General features: G+C 66.2%; 21 protein-coding genes. 10 read left to right on the top strand and 11 right to left on the bottom strand.

The window, feature by feature from the left end:
• Positions 1-83: 83 nt before the first annotated feature.
• The 5 genes from AC07U1_RS16255 to hisG form a co-directional block, all read right to left on the bottom strand.
• Positions 84-2,201 carry a sodium-translocating pyrophosphatase gene (locus AC07U1_RS16255; protein ID WP_495178300.1) on the bottom strand — a complete coding sequence of 706 codons (2,118 nt, stop codon included), beginning with the start codon at positions 2,199-2,201 and terminating at the stop codon, positions 84-86.
• 183 nt (positions 2,202-2,384) lie between these two features.
• Positions 2,385-3,314, bottom strand: coding sequence for a thiamine-phosphate kinase (gene thiL, locus AC07U1_RS16250; protein WP_495178301.1), 930 nt, complete (start codon positions 3,312-3,314; stop codon positions 2,385-2,387).
• 119 nt (positions 3,315-3,433) lie between these two features.
• Positions 3,434-3,886, bottom strand: a complete 453-nt coding sequence (gene nusB / locus AC07U1_RS16245) for a transcription antitermination factor NusB (protein ID WP_495178302.1) — start codon at positions 3,884-3,886, stop codon at positions 3,434-3,436.
• A 5-nt stretch (positions 3,887-3,891) separates the two neighbouring features.
• Positions 3,892-5,184 carry a histidinol dehydrogenase gene (gene hisD, locus AC07U1_RS16240; protein ID WP_495178303.1) on the bottom strand — a complete coding sequence of 431 codons (1,293 nt, stop codon included), beginning with the start codon at positions 5,182-5,184 and terminating at the stop codon, positions 3,892-3,894.
• Positions 5,171-5,827: an ATP phosphoribosyltransferase gene (gene hisG, locus AC07U1_RS16235; protein ID WP_056349105.1), complete on the bottom strand. Its 657-nt coding sequence runs from the start codon at positions 5,825-5,827 to the stop codon at positions 5,171-5,173. Before hisG ends, hisD begins: the two co-directional genes overlap by 14 nt.
• 39 nt (positions 5,828-5,866) lie before the next feature.
• Here hisG and AC07U1_RS16230 point away from each other — a divergent pair, with 39 nt between their 5' ends.
• Positions 5,867-6,949, top strand: a complete 1,083-nt coding sequence (locus AC07U1_RS16230) for a DUF2332 domain-containing protein (protein WP_495178304.1) — start codon at positions 5,867-5,869, stop codon at positions 6,947-6,949.
• Positions 6,950-7,131: 182 nt separating this feature from the next.
• On the opposite strand, the gene AC07U1_RS16225 is transcribed toward AC07U1_RS16230, so the two are convergent.
• Both AC07U1_RS16225 and AC07U1_RS16220 read right to left on the bottom strand, forming a co-directional pair.
• Complete coding sequence (locus AC07U1_RS16225) at positions 7,132-7,614, bottom strand: DUF1465 family protein (RefSeq protein ID WP_495197747.1); 483 nt, start codon at positions 7,612-7,614, stop codon at positions 7,132-7,134.
• A 94-nt stretch (positions 7,615-7,708) separates the two neighbouring features.
• Complete coding sequence (locus tag AC07U1_RS16220) at positions 7,709-7,906, bottom strand: YdcH family protein (RefSeq protein WP_056349099.1); 198 nt, start codon at positions 7,904-7,906, stop codon at positions 7,709-7,711.
• 141 nt (positions 7,907-8,047) lie between these two features.
• Here AC07U1_RS16220 and AC07U1_RS16215 point away from each other — a divergent pair, with 141 nt between their 5' ends.
• The gene (locus tag AC07U1_RS16215) at positions 8,048-8,206 is read left to right on the top strand and encodes a YdcH family protein (RefSeq protein ID WP_082545256.1); all 159 of its coding nucleotides are present in this window, start codon (positions 8,048-8,050) and stop codon (positions 8,204-8,206) included.
• A 57-nt stretch (positions 8,207-8,263) separates the two neighbouring features.
• Here AC07U1_RS16215 and AC07U1_RS16210 read toward each other — a convergent pair whose 3' ends face one another.
• The 3 genes from AC07U1_RS16210 to AC07U1_RS16200 form a co-directional block, all read right to left on the bottom strand.
• A complete protein-coding gene (locus AC07U1_RS16210) occupies positions 8,264-8,647 on the bottom strand; it encodes a PilZ domain-containing protein (protein WP_495178306.1) in 384 nt (127 codons plus the stop codon).
• 126 nt (positions 8,648-8,773) lie between these two features.
• Positions 8,774-9,235 (bottom strand): RNA polymerase-binding protein DksA, encoded by a 462-nt coding sequence (gene dksA / locus AC07U1_RS16205; RefSeq protein ID WP_056349089.1) that lies wholly within the window; start codon positions 9,233-9,235, stop codon positions 8,774-8,776.
• A gap of 711 nt (positions 9,236-9,946) precedes the next feature.
• On the bottom strand, positions 9,947-10,966 hold the full coding sequence (locus AC07U1_RS16200; protein ID WP_495178307.1) for a hypothetical protein: 1,020 nt from the start codon (positions 10,964-10,966) through the stop codon (positions 9,947-9,949).
• Between the two features lie 83 nt (positions 10,967-11,049).
• Between AC07U1_RS16200 and AC07U1_RS16195 the strand changes: the two genes are divergently transcribed.
• The 8 genes from AC07U1_RS16195 to AC07U1_RS16160 all read left to right on the top strand — a co-directional run bounded on the left by AC07U1_RS16195 (position 11,050) and on the right by AC07U1_RS16160 (position 17,384).
• Positions 11,050-11,394, top strand: a complete 345-nt coding sequence (locus AC07U1_RS16195) for an ArsR/SmtB family transcription factor (RefSeq protein WP_495178308.1) — start codon at positions 11,050-11,052, stop codon at positions 11,392-11,394.
• Positions 11,391-11,852, top strand: a complete 462-nt coding sequence (locus tag AC07U1_RS16190) for an SRPBCC family protein (protein WP_187142256.1) — start codon at positions 11,391-11,393, stop codon at positions 11,850-11,852. The genes AC07U1_RS16195 and AC07U1_RS16190 overlap by 4 nt, the downstream gene beginning before the upstream one ends.
• 42 nt (positions 11,853-11,894) lie before the next feature.
• Positions 11,895-13,175 carry a serine--tRNA ligase gene (gene serS / locus AC07U1_RS16185; protein ID WP_495178309.1) on the top strand — a complete coding sequence of 427 codons (1,281 nt, stop codon included), beginning with the start codon at positions 11,895-11,897 and terminating at the stop codon, positions 13,173-13,175.
• Between the two features lie 102 nt (positions 13,176-13,277).
• Positions 13,278-14,039, top strand: coding sequence for a 5'/3'-nucleotidase SurE (gene surE, locus AC07U1_RS16180; protein ID WP_495178310.1), 762 nt, complete (start codon positions 13,278-13,280; stop codon positions 14,037-14,039).
• Positions 14,040-14,177: 138 nt separating this feature from the next.
• Positions 14,178-14,765, top strand: a complete 588-nt coding sequence (locus AC07U1_RS16175; protein WP_495178311.1) for an SOS response-associated peptidase family protein — start codon at positions 14,178-14,180, stop codon at positions 14,763-14,765.
• A gap of 205 nt (positions 14,766-14,970) precedes the next feature.
• Positions 14,971-15,114, top strand: a complete 144-nt coding sequence (locus tag AC07U1_RS16170; protein ID WP_495197746.1) for a hypothetical protein — start codon at positions 14,971-14,973, stop codon at positions 15,112-15,114.
• 129 nt (positions 15,115-15,243) lie between these two features.
• Positions 15,244-16,320, top strand: coding sequence for a peptidoglycan DD-metalloendopeptidase family protein (locus AC07U1_RS16165; RefSeq protein ID WP_492740012.1), 1,077 nt, complete (start codon positions 15,244-15,246; stop codon positions 16,318-16,320).
• Positions 16,317-17,384 (top strand): potassium channel family protein, encoded by a 1,068-nt coding sequence (locus AC07U1_RS16160; RefSeq protein WP_495178312.1) that lies wholly within the window; start codon positions 16,317-16,319, stop codon positions 17,382-17,384. The genes AC07U1_RS16165 and AC07U1_RS16160 overlap by 4 nt, the downstream gene beginning before the upstream one ends.
• A 28-nt stretch (positions 17,385-17,412) precedes the next feature.
• Here AC07U1_RS16160 and AC07U1_RS16155 read toward each other — a convergent pair whose 3' ends face one another.
• Positions 17,413-17,742 (bottom strand): DUF423 domain-containing protein, encoded by a 330-nt coding sequence (locus AC07U1_RS16155; RefSeq protein ID WP_056349062.1) that lies wholly within the window; start codon positions 17,740-17,742, stop codon positions 17,413-17,415.
• Between the last annotated feature and the right edge of the window lie 13 nt (positions 17,743-17,755).

The following is a 17,755-nucleotide window of genomic DNA, read 5'->3' as shown; positions in this document are numbered from 1 at the left end:
CGACATAAGTTGAAATTGAAACCAAAAAGCCCCGCCGGATCGCTCCGACGGGGCCTCTTGTTTCACCCGCAGGCGAAGGCGGTTTACGCCGCGCCGTGCGCCAGCGCCGCGAGGAGCAGGATCGCCACGATATTGGTGATCTTGATCATCGGGTTGACCGCCGGACCCGCGGTGTCCTTGTACGGATCGCCCACGGTGTCGCCGGTCACCGCGGCCTTATGGGCCTCGCTGCCCTTGCCGCCGTGGTTGCCGTCTTCGATATATTTCTTGGCGTTGTCCCATGCGCCGCCGCCCGAGGTCATCGAGATCGCGACGAACAGCCCGCCGACGATCACGCCGAGCAACAGCGCACCGAGCGCTTCGAGCGCCGCGGCCGGACCCGCGACGCCACGGATGACGAAATACACCACGATCGGCGCCAGCACCGGCAACAGCGACGGGATGATCATTTCCTTGATCGCCGCCTTGGTGACCAGGTCGACCGTGCGCGCATAGTCGGGCTTGCTCTCATAGGTCATGATGCCGGGGTTGTTCTTGAACTGCTCGCGAACATCCTTGACGACCTCGCCCGCCGCGCGGCCGACGGCGGTCATGCCGAACGCCCCGAAGAGGTACGGCAAGAGCGCACCGAGCAGCAGCCCGACGATGACATAGGGCGACGAGAGCGAGAAGGTCAGCGGCGCGTCGAGGCCGAGCTTCGCCGAATATTCGGTGATGTCGGCGGTATAGGTGCCGAACAGCACCAAGGCCGCGAGACCCGCAGACCCGATGGCATAGCCCTTGGTCACCGCCTTGGTCGTGTTGCCCACGGCGTCGAGCAGGTCGGTCTTTTCACGCACGCTGTCGTCGAGTCCCGCCATTTCGGCAATGCCGCCGGCGTTGTCGGTGACCGGGCCATAGGCGTCGAGCGCGACAACCATGCCGGCGAGTGCCAGCATCGCGGTCGCCGCAAAGGCGATGCCGATGATGCCCGCAATCTGGAAGGCGATGACGATGCCCGCGCAGATCACCAGCGTCGGCAACGCGGTCGATTCAAGGCTGATCGCCAGACCCTGGATGACGTTGGTGCCATGGCCCGTTTCCGAAGCCTTGGCGATCGACCGCACCGGGCGGTAATTGGTGCCGGTGTAATATTCGGTGATCCAGATGATCAGGCCGGTGATGACGAGGCCGAGCAGCGAGCAATAAAAGAGGTCCCAGCCGTTGAACGCCTGACCCGTGACGACGGTATCCATGTCGCCTTTCAGCACATAGCTGGTCGAGAACCAGATCGCCGGGACCGACAGGATCGCGGTGACGAGGAAGCCCTTGTACATCGCGCCCATGACATTCTTGCCGCCGCCGAGACGAACGAAATAGGTGCCGATGATCGAGGTGATGATGCACACGCCGCCCATCAGCAGCGGCAGGCTCATCAGCGGCAGCAGCTGGTCGCCCGCGCTCTTCAAGAGCAGCGCGATCAGCACCATGGTGGCGCCGACGGTGACAACATAGGTTTCGAAAAGGTCCGCGGCCATGCCGGCGCAGTCGCCGACATTGTCGCCGACGTTGTCGGCGATCACCGCGGGGTTGCGCGGATCGTCTTCCGGAATTCCGGCCTCGACCTTGCCGACGAGGTCGGCACCGACGTCGGCGGCCTTGGTGAAGATACCGCCGCCGAGACGCGCGAAGATCGAGATCAGCGAAGCGCCGAAGGCGAGCGCGACGAGCGCGTCGACGACGGTGCGATCGTCACCGCCGACGGTGTAGCCGCCGGGACCGATCAGATACCAGAAGAAGACCGAGATCGCGAGGAGCGCCAGGCCCGCCACGAGCATGCCGGTGATCGCGCCGGCGCGGAACGCCATGGTCAGGCCGGCCTGAAGACCCGTCTGCGCCGCGGCCGCGGTGCGGACGTTGGCCTTTACCGAGATGTTCATGCCGACGAAGCCGGCGACGCCCGACAGAATGGCGCCGATCAGAAAGCCCGTCGCCGAAACTTCGCCAAGGAACCACCAGACGAGGATGGCGACGACGACGCCGACGATGGCGATGGTGCGATATTGACGGCCGAGATAGGCCTTGGCGCCTTCCTGAATGGCGGCGGCGATTTCCTGCATCTTTTCATTACCCGCCGATGCGCTGAGCACCTGCCGCGAGGTAATGAATCCATAGAGTACGGCCACCAGGCCGCACGCTATCGCGATCATAACCGGATTCATGCGTGTCTATTCCTTCCCCATTGAAGAAGGGCGAACGCGAAGATAGCAGTCGAACGTCCGACTTATTGATGCCGGTTCGCTCTCTCCCCTGATGCGACCGCCCCAAATTGGACGCCGCGTTATGGGAAGAAAGCGAAACGAGGGCAAGCCCGGTTATTCGGCCGTTTCCTGGGGCTTTCGCGCTCAGTGCATGAAACCGAGATGCGCGGGCAGCGCGATCCGCTGCGCGCGGTGGGTCAGCATGATTCCCGTGCCGACCCCGGCGTGGCCGACCGGCGTGACCGCGACATTCAGCCCCGCCGATATCTCGCGGATCGCCGCCGCTGCGCCCGGATCGGCCGCGAAAAGCAGCTGGTAATCGTCGCCCGCCGTCGCCGCGGCGAGGCGCGTGTCGAGGATATCGGGCCGCACCGCGAGCAGCGCCGCCGACAAGGGTATCGATTCGAGCATGATCCCAAGCTCGCACCCGCTCGCCGCCGCCATCCGCTGCGCGTCGATCAGCAGGCCGTCGGAAACATCCATCATCGCATGGACATGCGGAACCACCGCCCGGCCAAAGGTCAGCTGCGGCTGCGGGCGGCGATAGGCCGCGAGGCAGGTTTCGTTCGGTTCGACCTGTCCGAGCCGCATCGCGAGGCCGAGCCCCGCATTGCCGATCGTCCCGGTCACCCACAGCTGGTCGCCGGGCTTCACCCCGCCGCGCGAGGGGGCGCCGCCCGCCGGCGCACGGCCGATCGCGGTCAGGCCAAAGCTGCGCGGCGTCCCCGCCGGCACCCGCACCGTGTCGCCGCCGAGCAGGACGATCCCGAACCGCCGCAGCGCGACATCGAGCCCGTCGACGAAGGCCCCGTTCCAGTCATCGTCGCCGAGGCTGTAGCCGACCAGCACCCCGATCGGCGCCGCGCCCTTCGCCGCCAGATCGGACAGGTTCACCGCGACGAGTTTCCATGCGACATCCTGCGGCGTGTCGTCGGGCAGGAAGTGGATGCCCTCGACGATCATGTCGTGGGTAAGCACAAGGTCGCCGAGCACCGCGGCATCATCGACCAGCCCGCGCGCGGCGGGATCGGTCGCGATGGCCTGCAGACGAGCGATGAAATCGGCTTCGGACATTACGACCCTCTCGCCGAAACAATGTGCCCTAATTCCGTTCGTGTCGAGCGAAGTCGAGACACGCTTGGGACGCGCTAGGCTTCACGTGTCTCGACTTCGCTCGGCACGAACGGGAATTTTTAGGAAGGCTTGCGCGCATCCTTGCCGATCGCATCGAGTAGCCCGTTGGCGAACCCGGCCTCGCGCGCATCGAAAAACGCCTTCGCGACATCGACATATTCGCTGACCACCGCCCCGACCGGCACATCGCCGCGCGCGAACAGTTCATAGGTGCCGGCGCGCAGGATCGCCTTCATCGTGCGGTCGAGCCGCTCCATCGACCAGCCGCTGGCCAGCCGCGCGACGATCGCCGCGTCGATCTCGGGCAGCCGCGCGAGCGCGCCCTTCACCACATCATCGAAGAAGGCGAGGTCGGCGTCGGCATATTCGGCATCCTCGATCGTCGCGCCGATGCGATGCTGGTGGAATTCGTGGATCAGCCGGGTGACCGGCGTGCCTTCCATCTCATGCTGGTACAGCGCCTGCACGGCGGCGAGCCGGGCGGCGGAACGGGATTGGGCGCGTTTGTTCATGATATTCAATTCAATCTGTTCTGGACGCTGAGCGCGTGGGCGGGCAGCCCCTCGGCGCCCGCGAGCGCAACGGCGGCGGGCCCTATAGCGCGCAGCGCCGATTCGTCCAGCGCCAGAAAACTGGTGCGCTTCATGAAATCGCCGACCGACAGCCCGCTCGAGAAACGCGCGCGGCGCCCGGTGGGCAGGACATGGTTCGGCCCCGCGACATAGTCGCCGATCGCCTCGGGGGTATGCCGCCCCAGGAACACCGACCCCGCGTGGCGCACCTTGGCGAACAACGCATCGGCAACCTCGGCATCGACCGCGAGCTCGAGATGCTCGGGCGCCAGCCGGTCGCACAGCGGGATCGCATCGGTCAGCGTCGGCACGATAATCACCGCGCCATTGTCGCCCCAGCTCGCCGCCATCGTCGATGCGGTCGCCAGCGCCGGGATCACCCCGGCCACCGCCGCCGCCACCGCCTCGCCGAACGCGGCATCGTCGGTGAACAGGATCGACTGGCTCGTCGGATCATGCTCGGCCTGGCTCAAGAGGTCGGCGGCGATGACATGTGGCGCGTTGCGATTGTCGGCGACGACAACGATCTCGCTCGGCCCCGCGACCATGTCGATGCCGACGACCCCGTAAACCTGCCTTTTCGCCTCGGCGACCCAGGCGTTGCCCGGCCCGGTGACCACATCGACCGGCGCGATCCGCTCGGTGCCATAAGCGAGCGCCGCGACCGCCTGCGCGCCGCCGATCCGCCAGATTTCGTCGACCCCGCCGATATGCGCCGCGGCCATCACCACCGGATTGACCTCGCCGCCCGGGGTAGGGGTCATCATCACGATCCGCCCGACCCCGGCGACCTTGGCGGGAATGATGTTCATCAGCACCGACGAGGGATAGGCAGCGCGTCCGCCGGGAACATAGACCCCCGCGGCATCGACCGCATTCCACCGCGCGCCAAGCCGCGCGCCGATGCCGTCGCGATAGTCGCGATCCTCGGGCAACTGCGCAGCATGATAGGCGCGGATGCGGTCGGCCGCGAGATTCAACGCATCGCGCAGTTCGGGTGCGAGCGCGTCGTAAGCCGCGGCGCAGTCCGCCTTCGAAATGCTCCAGCCGCTCGCGTCGAGGTCGAAGCGGTCGAACCTGGCGGTATAGTCGGCGAGCGCGGCGTCGCCCTCGGCCTTCACCCGCGCGATGATCGCCGCGACGTCGGCCGACACATCGGAATCGCTTTCGCGCCGATCATTGACCAGCATGTCGAACGCGGCCGCGAAACCGGGTTCGGAGGCATCAAGCCGCCGCATCGCCCACCGCCTGACGGAACCGTTCGACCAGCGCCGGCACCTCGGCCGAGCGCAGCTTGAACGCGGCGCGGTTGACGATCAGCCGCGCCGACACCTCGCTGATGATCGTCTGCTCGGCGAGCGCGTTCTCGACCAAAGTTCGTCCGGTCGAAACCAGATCGACGATGTGCGACGCGAGCCCCAGCTTCGGCGCGATCTCCATCGCACCGTTCAGCTTGATGCATTCGGCCTGGATGCCCTGCGCGGCGAACCAGCGGCGCGTCGTCGCGGGATATTTGGTCGCGACGCGGATATGGCTCGACCCCAGTCCCGGCGGCGCGCTGTCCGCCGGCCCGGCAAGCGACAGGCGGCAATGGCCGATGCCCAGGTCGACCGGCGCGTAAAGCTCGCTGTAATCGAACTCGTCGATCACGTCCGAGCCGACGATACCGAGCTGCGCCGCGCCATGCGCGACGAAAGTCGCGACATCGAAGGCGCGCACGCGGATCAGCGAGACATGCGGCTGGTTGGTCGCGAACACCAGCGCGCGGCTCTTCGGATCGAAGAAGTCCGCAGCCGGTTCGATGCCGACCTTGGCCAGCAACGGCAACGCCTCGTCGAGAATCCGCCCTTTCGGGATGGCAAAGATGATGGGTTCGGGCATAAGCGCGCCAGCCCATAAGCGGGCCCGGGAGAAAGGGCAATGAGCGAGCGACCCCAGCCGATGGAACTCGGCGACACCGGCGCCGACGCGGTACGCGGCGCCTTCGCCAACCAGGTGCTTTATTGCCGGGCCAACGACGCGCCGGTGACCGCGCGCATCGTCGCCGCGATCGCGACCCTGCTCGACACGCCCGCGACCGAATTCGCGCGGAGGATCGCCGAATGGCAAGGTCCGCCGCTCGCCGACGCCCTGCCCCTGCGCGCCGCGGGCGGACTCCATGCGCTGCACCTTGCGGGGATCGCGCACGAACTCGCCCCCATCTATGCCGATGCCGAGGGGATCAACGACGCCGCGATCGTCGCGGGCACGGTGCAGCGGCACGAGGCGGCGCTCCTCCCCTGGCTCGACGGCCCGCCGCAGACCAACGAGGCGGGGCGCTCGTCGAACTTCATCGCCGCGATGCTCTGGCTGGCCGAACAAGGCCTGCCACCGCATTTCCAGTGCCTCGAAATCGGGTCGAGCGCCGGGATCAACCTGATGCTCGCGCGCTATCATTATGATCTCGCGGGCGTGCAGGTCGGGCCTTTGCCCGGCGCGATGGCGTTCACCCCCGAATGGCGTGGGCGCCATCCGCCACAGCACAAGATCGAAATCCTGGGTACCAGAGGCTGCGACGTCGCCCCCGTCGACCTCACCGACCCGGCGCAGGCGCTGCGTCTGAAAGCCTATATCTGGCCCGAGCATCATATCCGCTTCGCGCGCATGGAGGCCGCGATCGCCGCCGCGACCGCGCAGAAACCCGACATCGTCCACAGCAATGCCGCCGATTTTGTCGAGGCCGAACTTGCGAAACCGCAGGCCGCGGGCACGACGCGCGTCCTGATGCATTCGATCGTCTGGCAATATGTCCCCGCCGATCAGCAGGCGCGCGTCACCGCGGCGATGGAGGCCGCCGGCGCCCGCGCCACCGCGGACCGCCCGCTCGCCTGGATCGCGCTCGAAGCGAACCGCACCGTGCACCATCACGAACTGGTGGTGCGCCACTGGCCGGGCGATGGCGCACCGAAGATGCTCGGCCGCGCGCACGCCCATGGCGCATGGATCGAGTGGCTGGCCGGCTGACTGTTAACAAGCGAGAGTCGGCCTTTCTTGTTTCGTCACCCCGGACTTGATCCGGGGTCCCGCTTGAGGCTGAAGCCTGCTGATGCCTTAAAAAGCGGGATCCCGGATCAAGTCCGGGATGACGACGGAAAATGAGGCGACGTCCACTCCCCACCCCAAAGCCGCCGTCGATCAGCCAAAGCTCAAAGCCGCGCCTCCAGCCGCGCCAGCATCGCCTGCACCGGCGGCGCGGCGACGGGCGCGTCCCATCCCGCCTCGATCGCCGCAATGCGTTCGAACAGGCGCTCGCTCGCGGCGATGATCCGGCGGACGGGGTCGTCGAACCGGACGCAGATGTCCCAGTCGGCGACGACGGGTTCGCCGATGCGCGCCGCGCTGTCGTTCGGCCCGGCCCCGGGATCGCCGCCGATCATCGCGCGGCGATGGAGCAGCCAGGCGATGATGTGCATCAGCCGTGTCGTCGTCTTGAGCGATTCGCAGGCAAGCCCGATCTGAAGCAGGCTGTTACGCGTGCCCCCGACGCCGACCACCCCCAGGTCACGCGCGGCGGCGAAAGCGGTGTGCGCTTCGTCGGCCAGCACCATCGCCTCGACATAGAGATTTTCGACCTGCGCTCGCCGCACGGGCAGGCCGATCGTCGCCAATTCTGAAACGCCCCTGTTCATGCGGCGGGAAATGCCACGGCCGGCGCCATGCCTGCAACGGCGCTAACCAATATTTCGAAAGCCCGTCCCATTTTGAGTCGGATGACGCCGCGGGTCAGGCGATGATGTCGGGGATCAACTGGTCCTCGCACCACGCGATCTCGTCACGCAGCCGCAGCTTTTTCTTTTTGAGTCGAGCCAGTTGCAGCTGGTCGGGAACCACCGTCACGCCGAGCGCGGCGATCGCCGCATCGAGGTCACGATGCTCGATACGAAGAAGTTCGAGGCGCTGGCTGATCTCGTCGGGGTTCACGCGCCGCTTCCTGCCACGATCACAATCTATCCGCAACGGGGACCGGCTGACCGAATCGCCGCGTTAACGGCGCGACAAACTCTGTGATCCATGTTTTATTCGGTCCTGCCAACCGAGTCGAAAAATGAAGGAGACTGGCCGATGAACATGTCGCACCTTTCCGCCCTGAAGTCCCGTCACGCGGACCTCGATGCGAAAATTGCGAATGAAGAACGGCGACCGGCCCCCGATGTGGGCCTGCTGGCGCAGATGAAAAAGCAGAAGCTGAAAATCAAGGAAGAGCTGTTCGCGAACGGCTAACGATCGCGCCAGGTTCGGCCGCTGATCGCCCGCTGCGCCTTCCGAACGCGGAACGGGTCAGCGCGGACGGATCGGCGGTCGGCCCCTATTCAGACGAAGGCCGGCCAGCGTCGGCGGCACATCCTCCTTTTGCGGCGCCACGTCACGGCGCACCGCCTGCGGATTGACCGCGCGGTCAAAGGCGATCCCGAATTTCTTTTCACCGGTCCAGACGATCCGCCCGGGCACCGGTCCGACATTGCGCAGTTCGATCTCGACCACCGCACCCTGCACGACCGAAATCGGGCTTTCGGCGAGCATGCCGCCCGCCGACAGATTGCGAACGCGGACAAGAATCGGTTCGGGTTTTCCGGCCATCACCACCCTCGCCTGCATGAACAGGCTGTCCCGATCGGCGCTGCGCGACAGCGCCGCCACTTCTTCGTCTATCGATGTCGGCACGCGCGATTCCATTGCGACCCGTTCCCCGCGTTAAAAGTCAGGATAGCGAATCTAGGGCGCAGCCCTTGCGGAAACGTAAATTTCGCCGGTCCGTCCCACTCTGGGGCAGGCGCTGCCGGTCTTCGATCAGTCCTCGCGCGAGATCCGCTCGTTGCGCTCGTGGCGTTCCTGCGCCTCGAGCGTCATCGTCGCGATCGGGCGTGCCTGGAGCCGCGCGAGCGAGATCGGCTCGCCGGTCACCGCGCAATAGCCATATTCGCCCTCGTCGAGGCGGCGGATCGCCGAATCAATTTTCGAGATCAGCTTGCGCTGGCGGTCGCGGGTTCGCAGTTCGATCGCCCAGTCGGTTTCGCTCGACGCGCGGTCGGCCAGGTCGGGTTCGCGTAGCGGACCGTCCTGAAGCTGGGCGAGCGTCGATTCGGATTCGGACAGGATCGACCTTTTCCAGGCGACCAGAAGGCCGCGGAAATAGTCCTGCTGCCGTTCGTTCATGAACGGCTCGTCGTCGCGGGGGACATAGTCCGTATCGAGGTTGGATTTGGCTTCGCGGAGCGCGTCGGCACCAATGTCGGCGGTCTGTGTCGGCATGACGGGCTCTTGCGTCCTTTCGTCTCGCGGACCGCCGGGCATGGCGGACCGGGGGAGTGCGCGCGCCTATAACCAGCCGTTGGATGCGATACAAGCGTCGAAGCGGTGGATGGCGTTTGCAGGGTGAAGCAAGGCTGAACCGCCGTCACCGCCGACGCGATTCTCGTCGGTCGCCATCGCGGTCGCCAAACGCCTGTTTTTGGCACTCGGGTTAACCACAGCCGGGGAATCGTCCAAATTTCCGTTCCGTTTTGGGACAGTGGGTGCAACGGGAGTTGATTCCGCCCTCCTTTTCCCGCTGTCGGACAGTCAAACGCGGTTAACGCAATTGCGGCGTTCACAAAGCTTTGGCCTTTTGGCACCAGAACAGGTGCAAGCGGGTGTCGGGGTGTGGCACCTTCCCACCAAGCAACGGGAAAAGAGAGAGAAACCTATGTCTGTCCGAATGGCCCTCGCAAAGCTCTGCGCCTGCACCTGCGGCGGTGCGATCATCGGTACCGGCGCGATGCAGATCAGCGACGTGCCGGCGGCACGGGCGCAAACGACCAAGTCCTGTTCGCCCTGCGCCGGCAAACCCGTCGTGCGCAAGCGCCATGCGGCGAAGAAGCCGGTCAAGCGCGTGCGCCGCGTCGTCACGACGAAGCGCGTTATCCGCACCGTAACTCCGCAGACCCAGGTCGTCACCCAGACGATCCCCCTGCCCCCGATCCCCTATGCGCCCTTCCCGCAGCGCGGCGGCTGGGAAGGCGGCGGCGGCGGTGGCGGCGGTGTGACCGTGGTCGGCGGCGGCTTTGGCGGTGGCTTCGGCGGCGGCTTCTTTGGCGGTTTCTTCGGCGGATCGAGCGGCGGCGGCAGCAGCGGCAGCATCGTCGTCACCTCGACGACGACCGGCGGCGTCAGCACCTCGTCGAGCACCTCGTCGGGCGTTTCGACCTCGACCGGCAGCGTCTCGACCTCCACCGGCAATGTCGATGTCTCAACCTCGACCGGCGGTGTGAGCACCTCGACGGGCAGCGTGTCGACTTCGACCGGCAGCGTGTCGACTTCGACCGGCAGCGTCTCGACCTCGACCGGCAGCGTCTCGACCTCGACCGGCAGCGTCTCGACCTCGTCGGGCAATGTCAGCACGTCGTCTGGCAACGTCTCGACCTCCTCGTCGAGCAGCAGTTCGTCGTCGAGCTCGTCCTCCTCCTCTTCGTCGTCGAGTTCCTCGTCGTCGGGCGGCGGCAACTCGTCGAAGGGCGGCTCGTCGCATGGCGGCAGCTCGCACGGCGGTTCGTCGCATGGCAATTCGTCGAAAGGCGGCTCGTCGCACGGCAGTTCGGGCTGGGGCGGTTCGTCGCACGGCAGCTCGGGTGGTTCGGGCGGCAGCAGCTCGTCCTCGTCGAGCTCTTCTTCGTCTTCGTCCTCGAGCAGCAGCACGTCGTCGGGGGCCACCTCGTCGGGCGCGACCGGCGGCAGCAGCAGCTTCGGTTCGACCGGCAGCAGTTCCTCATCCTCCTCGTCGAGCAGCAGTTCGTCGTCGAGTTCCTCCTCGTCGTCGAGCTCGGGCGGTACCAGCAGCGGTTCGTCGGGCACCCCGACCCCCGTTCCGGCCCCGCCGATGCTCCTGCTCTTCGGCGCCGCCGCCGCCGCGCTCGTCGCGCGCCGCCGCGCCGCGAACAGCAACGGCCAGGAACAGGACGCCGCATAAGCCATCCACTGGAGGTCCGATCCGGACCACCATTTCAAGGGCCGCCCGCAAGGGTGGCCCTTTTTCTTGGCGCCGCAGAAACAGTTTGCCATATGGAAAACTGTTTCATATGGTTCACTAGATGGTAAACCAACAAACACCCCTCGACACCGTCTTCCACGCCCTCGCCGATCCGACTCGCCGCGCGGTCATCAGCCGCCTGCTCAAAGGCGCGGCGCCCGTGAAGCGGCTGGCCGAACCCTTCGCGATGGGCCTTCCCGCCTTCCTCAAGCATCTGACGGTGCTCGAAACCTCGGGACTGATCCGGTCCGAGAAACAGGGCCGCGTGCGGACCTGCCACATCAACGAGGACCGCCTCGCGGCGGCCGAAAGCTGGCTCTCGCAGCAGCGCGCCATCTGGCAGGGCCGCACCGACCGCCTCGCCGCCTTCGTCGAATCGCAAATCCCCCAGGAGAAGAACCCATGAGCAACGAAACCGAACTGACCATTTCGCGCCTGATCAAGGCACCGCCGTCGGCGGTGTGGGACGCCTGGAGCGACCCCGCCAAGCTCGCTGCATGGTGGATTCCCGCACCGATCGAATGCCGCGTCGACACGCTCGACCTGCGCCCCGGCGGCGGTTTCGTTACCCGGATGCGCGAGGGCGACGGCGCGTTTCAGCCGCACGTCGACGGCTGCTTCCTGGAGGCGGTGCCCGAGAAAAGGCTCGTCTTCACCACCGTCCTCACCGAAGGATGGCAACCCGCCGAACCATGGCTCGCGATCACCGCGATCCTGACCTTCGAGGCGCAGGACGGCGGCACGCTCTACGCGGCGCGCGTCCTCCACAAGAACCCCGAGGACAGCGCCAAGCATGACGAGATGGGCTTTCAGGAGGGCTGGGGTACCGCGATCGGCCAGCTTGCGGCGCTTATCGACCGCTAAACCGGACTTGCACCACTAGCGCCGCGCCGTCATAGCGCGGCCATGCACGATATCCGCCTGATCCGGGACAACCCGCAAGCGTTCGACGCCGGCCTCGCCCGCCGTGGTCTCGAACCCCTGTCCGCCGAAATCCTGGCGATGGACGCATCGCTGCGCGCGCTGCAGACCGACATGCAAGGCGCGCTCGCACGGCGCAACGAAGCGTCGAAGCTGATCGGCCAGGCGATGGCGCAGGGCGACAAGGACCGAGCCGAGGTTCTGAAGGCCGAGGTCGCCGGCCTCAAGACCGCGCTCCCGGCGCAGGAAACCGCCGAGCGCGATCAACTCGCGGCGCTGCAGGACAGGCTCGCCGCGCTCCCCAACTTGCCCGCCGCCGACGTGCCCGAGGGCGAAGACGAGGACGGCAATGTCGAAATCTCGCGCTGGGGCACCCCGCGCAGCTTCGACTTCGTGCCACAGGAACACGCCGATTTCGCGCCCGCGCTCGGACTCGATTTCGAGACGGCGGCCAAGATGTCGGGCGCCCGCTTCGCCTTCCTCCGCGGTCAGATGGCACGCCTCGAACGCGCGCTCGGCCAATATATGATCGACCGCCAGACGATCGAGCAGGGTTACACCGAATGCGCGACCCCGCTGATGGTCCGCGACGAGGCGGCGTTCGGCACGACCCAGCTTCCCAAATTCCGCGAGGATCTGTTTCAGACCACCGACGGCCGCTGGCTGATCTCGACGTCGGAAATGAGCCTAACCAACGCGGTACGCGAAGAGATTCTGCCCGAAGAGCAGCTCCCGATCCGCATGACCGCGCTGACCCCCTGCTTCCGCTCCGAGGCCGGCTCGGCGGGCCGCGACACACGCGGCTATATCCGCCAGCACCAATTCTGGAAGGTCGAGCTGGTCTCGATCGTCCGTCCCGAGGACAGCGACGCCGAACTCGAACGCAAGACCCGCGCCGCCGAACTGATCCTAGAAGGGCTCGGCCTGCCCTATCGCAAGATGCTGCTCTGCGCCGGCGACATGGGCTTCGCCGCGCGCAAGACCTATGACCTCGAGGTCTGGCTGCCCGGCCAGAACGCCTATCGCGAGATTTCGAGCTGTTCGAACTGCGGCGATTTCCAGGCCCGGCGCATGAACACGCGTTTCCGCCGCGAGGGCGCGAAGGGCAATGAGTTTGTCCACACGCTCAACGGCTCGGGCCTAGCGGTCGGGCGCACGCTGGTCGCGGTGCTCGAAAATTACCAGCAGGCCGACGGCAGTGTCACAATACCGGAGGCGCTGCTTCCCTACATGGGCGGGATCACGAAGCTGGAACCGGCAAGCTAAATCAACGTCACCCCGGGCTTGACCCGGGGCCCGCCTTCTTGAAGGCGAAAAAGGCGGGTGCCGGGTCAAGCCCGGCATGACGAAAGAACAGAAAGAAGAACCGTGCGCATCCTCCTCACCAACGACGACGGCTATCACGCCCCCGGTTTCGCGGTTCTCGAAGCGATCGCCCGCCAGCTCAGCGACGATATCTGGGTCTGCGCGCCCGCCGAAGAGCAGTCCGGCGCCGGCCATTCGCTCACCCTCTCGCGCCCGGTGCGCGTCCGCCAGCACGCCGAACGCCGCTGGTCGTGCACCGGCACGCCGACCGATTCGGTGATGATGGCGATCGGCAAGCTGATGCCCGAAAAGCCCGACCTCATCCTCTCCGGGGTCAACCGCGGCGCCAATCTCGGCGACGACGTCACCTATTCGGGCACGGTCTCGGCGGCGATCGAAGGCGCGCTCGCGGGCATCCGCTCGATCGCGCTCAGCCAAGTTTACGCCAAAGAGGGCATGGGCGACACCGTCCCCTTCGGCGCCGCCGAAGCCTGGGGCGCCAAGGTGCTGCGCCCGCTGCTGGCCATGGACATGGCGCCGCGCACGATGATCAACATCAACTTCCCCGCCCTGCCCGCCGACGCGGTCAGGGGCATCCGCGTCACACGCCAGGGCTTCCACGACTATGGCCGCGGCTCGATCGTCGAAGGCACCGACCCGCGCGGCTATCGCTATTACTGGTTCGGCCTCCACGGCATCGAGCATAGCCTCGGCCACGACAGCGATCTGGAAGCGATCGATGACGGCTATATCGCGGTCACTCCGCTCCAGCTCGATCTGACGCACGATGCGTCGCTCGCGGCGCTGCGGGCGGCTTACAGCTAATATTGCTTTGAGGGTGCAAGCCGCCCTCAAATCCCGTTCGTGTCGAGTGAAGTCGAGACACGCCGAAGTCGTGCGATCCTATGGGTGTCTCGACTTCGCTCGACACGAACGGAACCAATGGGCATTGGCGTATGAGCCATGACCCGCCTCTACCGCCTCGACGTCCCGGCCGCCGACATCGCGGCGCGTTTCGGTGCCGAGGCGGGCAAGGACCCGTGGACCGGCGGCTATGCCGCCCCCGGACGTCCCGCGCCGATCGTCACCCGTGACGCGAAATGGCGCAAGCGCCGGGTCGGGCCGATGTTCTGGGGCGTACCGCCGCCACCGCGCGGCACCGACCCGATCACCAGCGTGCGCAACCTCGACAGCCCCTTCTGGATCGGCACGCTGCGCCACACCGAATTCCGCTGCCTGATCCCCGCGACCAGCTTCGCGCTCTGGTCGGGGCCGGACGGCGCGCGGCGCCAGCACTGGTTCGCGGTCGCGGGCCAGCCGATCTTCGCCATCGCAGGCATCATCCGTTTCGCCGACGAAATCCCGACCTTCGCGATGCTGACAACCGACCCCAACCGGCTGGTCGCGCACCATCATCCCGGCGCGATGCCGCTGATCCTGCCCACCGAGGCGCAGGAACGCTGGCTGACCGCCGACTGGAAGGACGCCCGCGAGCTGGTCACGCCCTTCCCCGGTCAGGCGATGACGGTGTCGGATACGCCGCCGGTCTGAATTTCCTCTCTATCGCAGCGCGGGAAGAAAGGATCGGCGGGAAGCGACCGTTTGCGGACGTTGCGGCTTACGCATATGTTGGAATGTCGGAGGCGTTTGCCACCCAAATGGATTTCGGAAATTGTAAATGAAAATCAGAACGCGATATGTAAATTACTTAGTATTTTTTATAATATCTATGTTGTGTATTTTCTTATCTTTCGACATGCTCAAAGATTTTTTTAATAATGGCTTTGTAGATGAAAACAAAGTTACCGACTCATTGATTGGCATTTCTTTGTTTTTATTGGGTGCTCTTTTTATCAATGCTGTAAGCTTTTTAGTGGATGGGATTTCTAAAGAGCGCTAGCTACATTGATCGGCGCGAGCAAGGTCCGCTTCCCACCCCAAACCTGCCATCGGCATCCAATCCACTCTCTCTGCCCCCAACACAACGTCACCGCTGGTCAATCCGCCAAGGCTTTGGCAAAGAAGTCCCATGGGGGACCACCATCGCATATTTGCTATACCGCTGCTCGCGGCGCCGCTCGCCGCCTGCATCCCCGCGTCGGCACCGCCGCAACAACCCGCCCCGCCGGTGGTCGCCACGCCCGCGTCGCCTTCGCTCGCGAACAACCCGCTCGGCTATGACGATGTCGCGGGCGGTGACAGCAAGCCGACCTGGGTTCTCCAACCCGTCGCGGCCAAAGCTCGCGAGGTTCCCGCCAGTCTCTACACCGTCCGCCCCGGCGACACGCTGCGCGCGATCGGCGAGATGACCCACGCCGGTTCCGAAGCGATCGCGATGGAGAACGACCTCGCGCCGCCCTACACGCTCGTTCCCGGCCAGCGGCTGCGCATTCCCGCCGGCCTCTATCACCGCGTCGCGGCGGGCGAGACCGGCATCGGCATCGCGCACGCCTATGGCGCCGACTGGGGCGAGATCGTCACGATCAACGCGCTCGCCGAACCCTATATATTGCGCGTCGGCCAGCGGCTGCGCCTGCCCGCCGATGCCCGCCCGCTCACCCCCAAACAGGTCGATGTCGCGACCCGCGCCGCGGCGTTCAGCCTCGACATCGACGATATCGCGACCGGCAGCCAGCCCGCCCTCGCCGCCAACAAGGCCCCCGCCGCCGCCAGCGCCGCCCCGCGCAAGCCGGTCACCGCCGCCATCGCCACCCCCGCCGCCTTCACCGGCCGCTTCGTCTGGCCCGTCCCGGGCAAGGTCATCGCCAAATTCGGCCCCCTCGCGCCGGGCAAGGTCAACCAGGGCATCAACATCGCGACCCCCGCCGGCACCCCGATCCATGCTGTCGCCAACGGCGTCGTCTCCTATGCCGGCGACCAGATCGCGGTCTATGGCGGGCTGATCCTGATCGATCATGGCGGCGGCTGGGTCAGCGCCTATGGCCATGCCCAGCAACTCGACGTCCGGCGCGGCCAGTCGGTCAAGGCGGGCGACGTCATCGGCCTCGCCGGCGCGACCGGACAGGTCCAGACCCCGCAGCTCCATTTCCAGCTGCGCAAGAACCGCATCCCCGTCGATCCGCTCAAGCAACTGCCCGCACGATGAGCAAAAAATCCTCCGACAAGTTCCAGATGCAGCATATCTTCCGCCCGCTGAAGCGCGCCAGCAAATGGCCGATCTGGGCCGACGTCATCGCGCGGCTCAGCGTCGCCTTCTTCCTGATCGGGATCGTCGTGCTCGTCCACTGGATCGATCGCGCGGGGCTGAAGGACAGCCACGACGGCCATATCAGCTTCCTCGACGTGGTCTATTTCACGATGATATCGGTGACGACGACCGGCTTCGGCGACATCGCCCCCGTCTCCGACCGCTCACGCCTGATCGAAGCGGTCATCGTCACCCCGATCCGCATCATGGTGCTCTTCATCTTCGTCGGCACCGCCTATAATTTCGTCCTCAAGCGCACATGGGAAAAATGGCGTATGGCCCGCATCCAGGCAAAGCTCACCAACCATATCGTCGTCCTGGGCTTCGGCGTCAGCGGCAGCGAAGCGGTCAAGGAACTGATCGCGCGCGGCACCGACCCCGGCTGCATCGTCGTCATCGACCAGTCGGGGACGCGGATCGAGCAGGCCGAAGCGATGGGCTGCAACGTGCTGCAGGGCGATGCGTCGAACGACGACACGCTGATCGACGTCCAGATCGCGCGCGCGCAGGCGGTGCTGGTGTCCGCCGGACGCGACGACACGTCGATCCTGATGGTCCTCACCGTCCGCCACCTGTCGCCGCAGGTGCCGATCAGCGTCGTCATCCGCGCGCAGGACAATGAACTGCTCGCACGCCAGGCCGGTGCGAACAATGTCATCAACCCGGTCAGTTTCACCGGCCTGCTGCTCGCCGGATCGGCGCAGGGCGCGCATGTCGCCGACTATATGGCCGACCTCGCCAGCATCGGCGGGCGCGTCCAGCTCCGCGAACGGCCGGTCAGCGCCGAAGAAATCGGCCGCAGCATCGACCAGTTGGCAAGCGCGGGACGCGGCTTGCGCATCTATCGCGGCGGCAAGCCCTATGGCTTCTGGGAAACCGAGGCGCAGCGCCTCGAGGCCGGCGACATGGTCGTCGAGGTCATCCGCTGCGAAGAATGCGAGGCAAGCGTTCCCGGCGGCTAGGGCGGCTAGGCTGCCTGGGGTCCGGCCCCTAGCCCCGCCAGTAAATCCAGCCCGCCCACAGCCAGCCGATGATCAGCAGCGTGCCGCCGATCGGCGTCACCGCGCCCAGCCATTTCGGCGCGCCCAACGCCATCGCATAGAGCGTCACGCCAAAAATCGCGCCGCCCGCGAGCAAGGTCAGCGCCGGTCCGCGCGCGACCCCCATGATCGCCAGCGCGGCAACCGCGTGAACCAGCTGATAGATACCGCCGGTCCGCAGCCATTCGGCCTCCTGCGGCCCCGCCGCGCCATGCGCGCCGAACGCGCCCGCCGCCACTGCCATCGCCGCCGAAACGGCCGCCAACACGCCTATCGCCATCTGTCACCTCGCA

The sequence above is a fragment of the Sphingopyxis sp. GW821-FHT02C12 genome (genome assembly GCF_059421785.1).
This window is presented reverse-complemented; position numbering and strand designations above follow the sequence as displayed.

Bases quoted from the DNA above. Each gene is read 5' to 3' on its own strand.
- AC07U1_RS16255 (WP_495178300.1), bottom strand. From the start codon at position 2,201: ATGAATCCGGTTATGATCGCGATAGCGTGCGGCCTGGTGGCCGTACTC.
- thiL (WP_495178301.1), bottom strand. From the start codon at position 3,314: ATGTCCGAAGCCGATTTCATCGCTCGTCTGCAGGCCATCGCGACCGAT.
- nusB (WP_495178302.1), bottom strand. From the start codon at position 3,886: ATGAACAAACGCGCCCAATCCCGTTCCGCCGCCCGGCTCGCCGCCGTG.
- hisD (WP_495178303.1), bottom strand. From the start codon at position 5,184: ATGCGGCGGCTTGATGCCTCCGAACCCGGTTTCGCGGCCGCGTTCGAC.
- hisG (WP_056349105.1), bottom strand. From the start codon at position 5,827: ATGCCCGAACCCATCATCTTTGCCATCCCGAAAGGGCGGATTCTCGAC.
- AC07U1_RS16230 (WP_495178304.1), top strand. From the start codon at position 5,867: ATGAGCGAGCGACCCCAGCCGATGGAACTCGGCGACACCGGCGCCGAC.
- AC07U1_RS16225 (WP_495197747.1), bottom strand. From the start codon at position 7,614: ATGAACAGGGGCGTTTCAGAATTGGCGACGATCGGCCTGCCCGTGCGG.
- AC07U1_RS16215 (WP_082545256.1), top strand. From the start codon at position 8,048: ATGAACATGTCGCACCTTTCCGCCCTGAAGTCCCGTCACGCGGACCTC.
- dksA (WP_056349089.1), bottom strand. From the start codon at position 9,235: ATGCCGACACAGACCGCCGACATTGGTGCCGACGCGCTCCGCGAAGCC.
- AC07U1_RS16195 (WP_495178308.1), top strand. From the start codon at position 11,050: ATGGTAAACCAACAAACACCCCTCGACACCGTCTTCCACGCCCTCGCC.
- AC07U1_RS16190 (WP_187142256.1), top strand. From the start codon at position 11,391: ATGAGCAACGAAACCGAACTGACCATTTCGCGCCTGATCAAGGCACCG.
- serS (WP_495178309.1), top strand. From the start codon at position 11,895: ATGCACGATATCCGCCTGATCCGGGACAACCCGCAAGCGTTCGACGCC.
- AC07U1_RS16175 (WP_495178311.1), top strand. From the start codon at position 14,178: ATGACCCGCCTCTACCGCCTCGACGTCCCGGCCGCCGACATCGCGGCG.
- AC07U1_RS16170 (WP_495197746.1), top strand. From the start codon at position 14,971: ATGCTCAAAGATTTTTTTAATAATGGCTTTGTAGATGAAAACAAAGTT.
- AC07U1_RS16165 (WP_492740012.1), top strand. From the start codon at position 15,244: ATGGGGGACCACCATCGCATATTTGCTATACCGCTGCTCGCGGCGCCG.
- AC07U1_RS16160 (WP_495178312.1), top strand. From the start codon at position 16,317: ATGAGCAAAAAATCCTCCGACAAGTTCCAGATGCAGCATATCTTCCGC.
- AC07U1_RS16155 (WP_056349062.1), bottom strand. From the start codon at position 17,742: ATGGCGATAGGCGTGTTGGCGGCCGTTTCGGCGGCGATGGCAGTGGCG.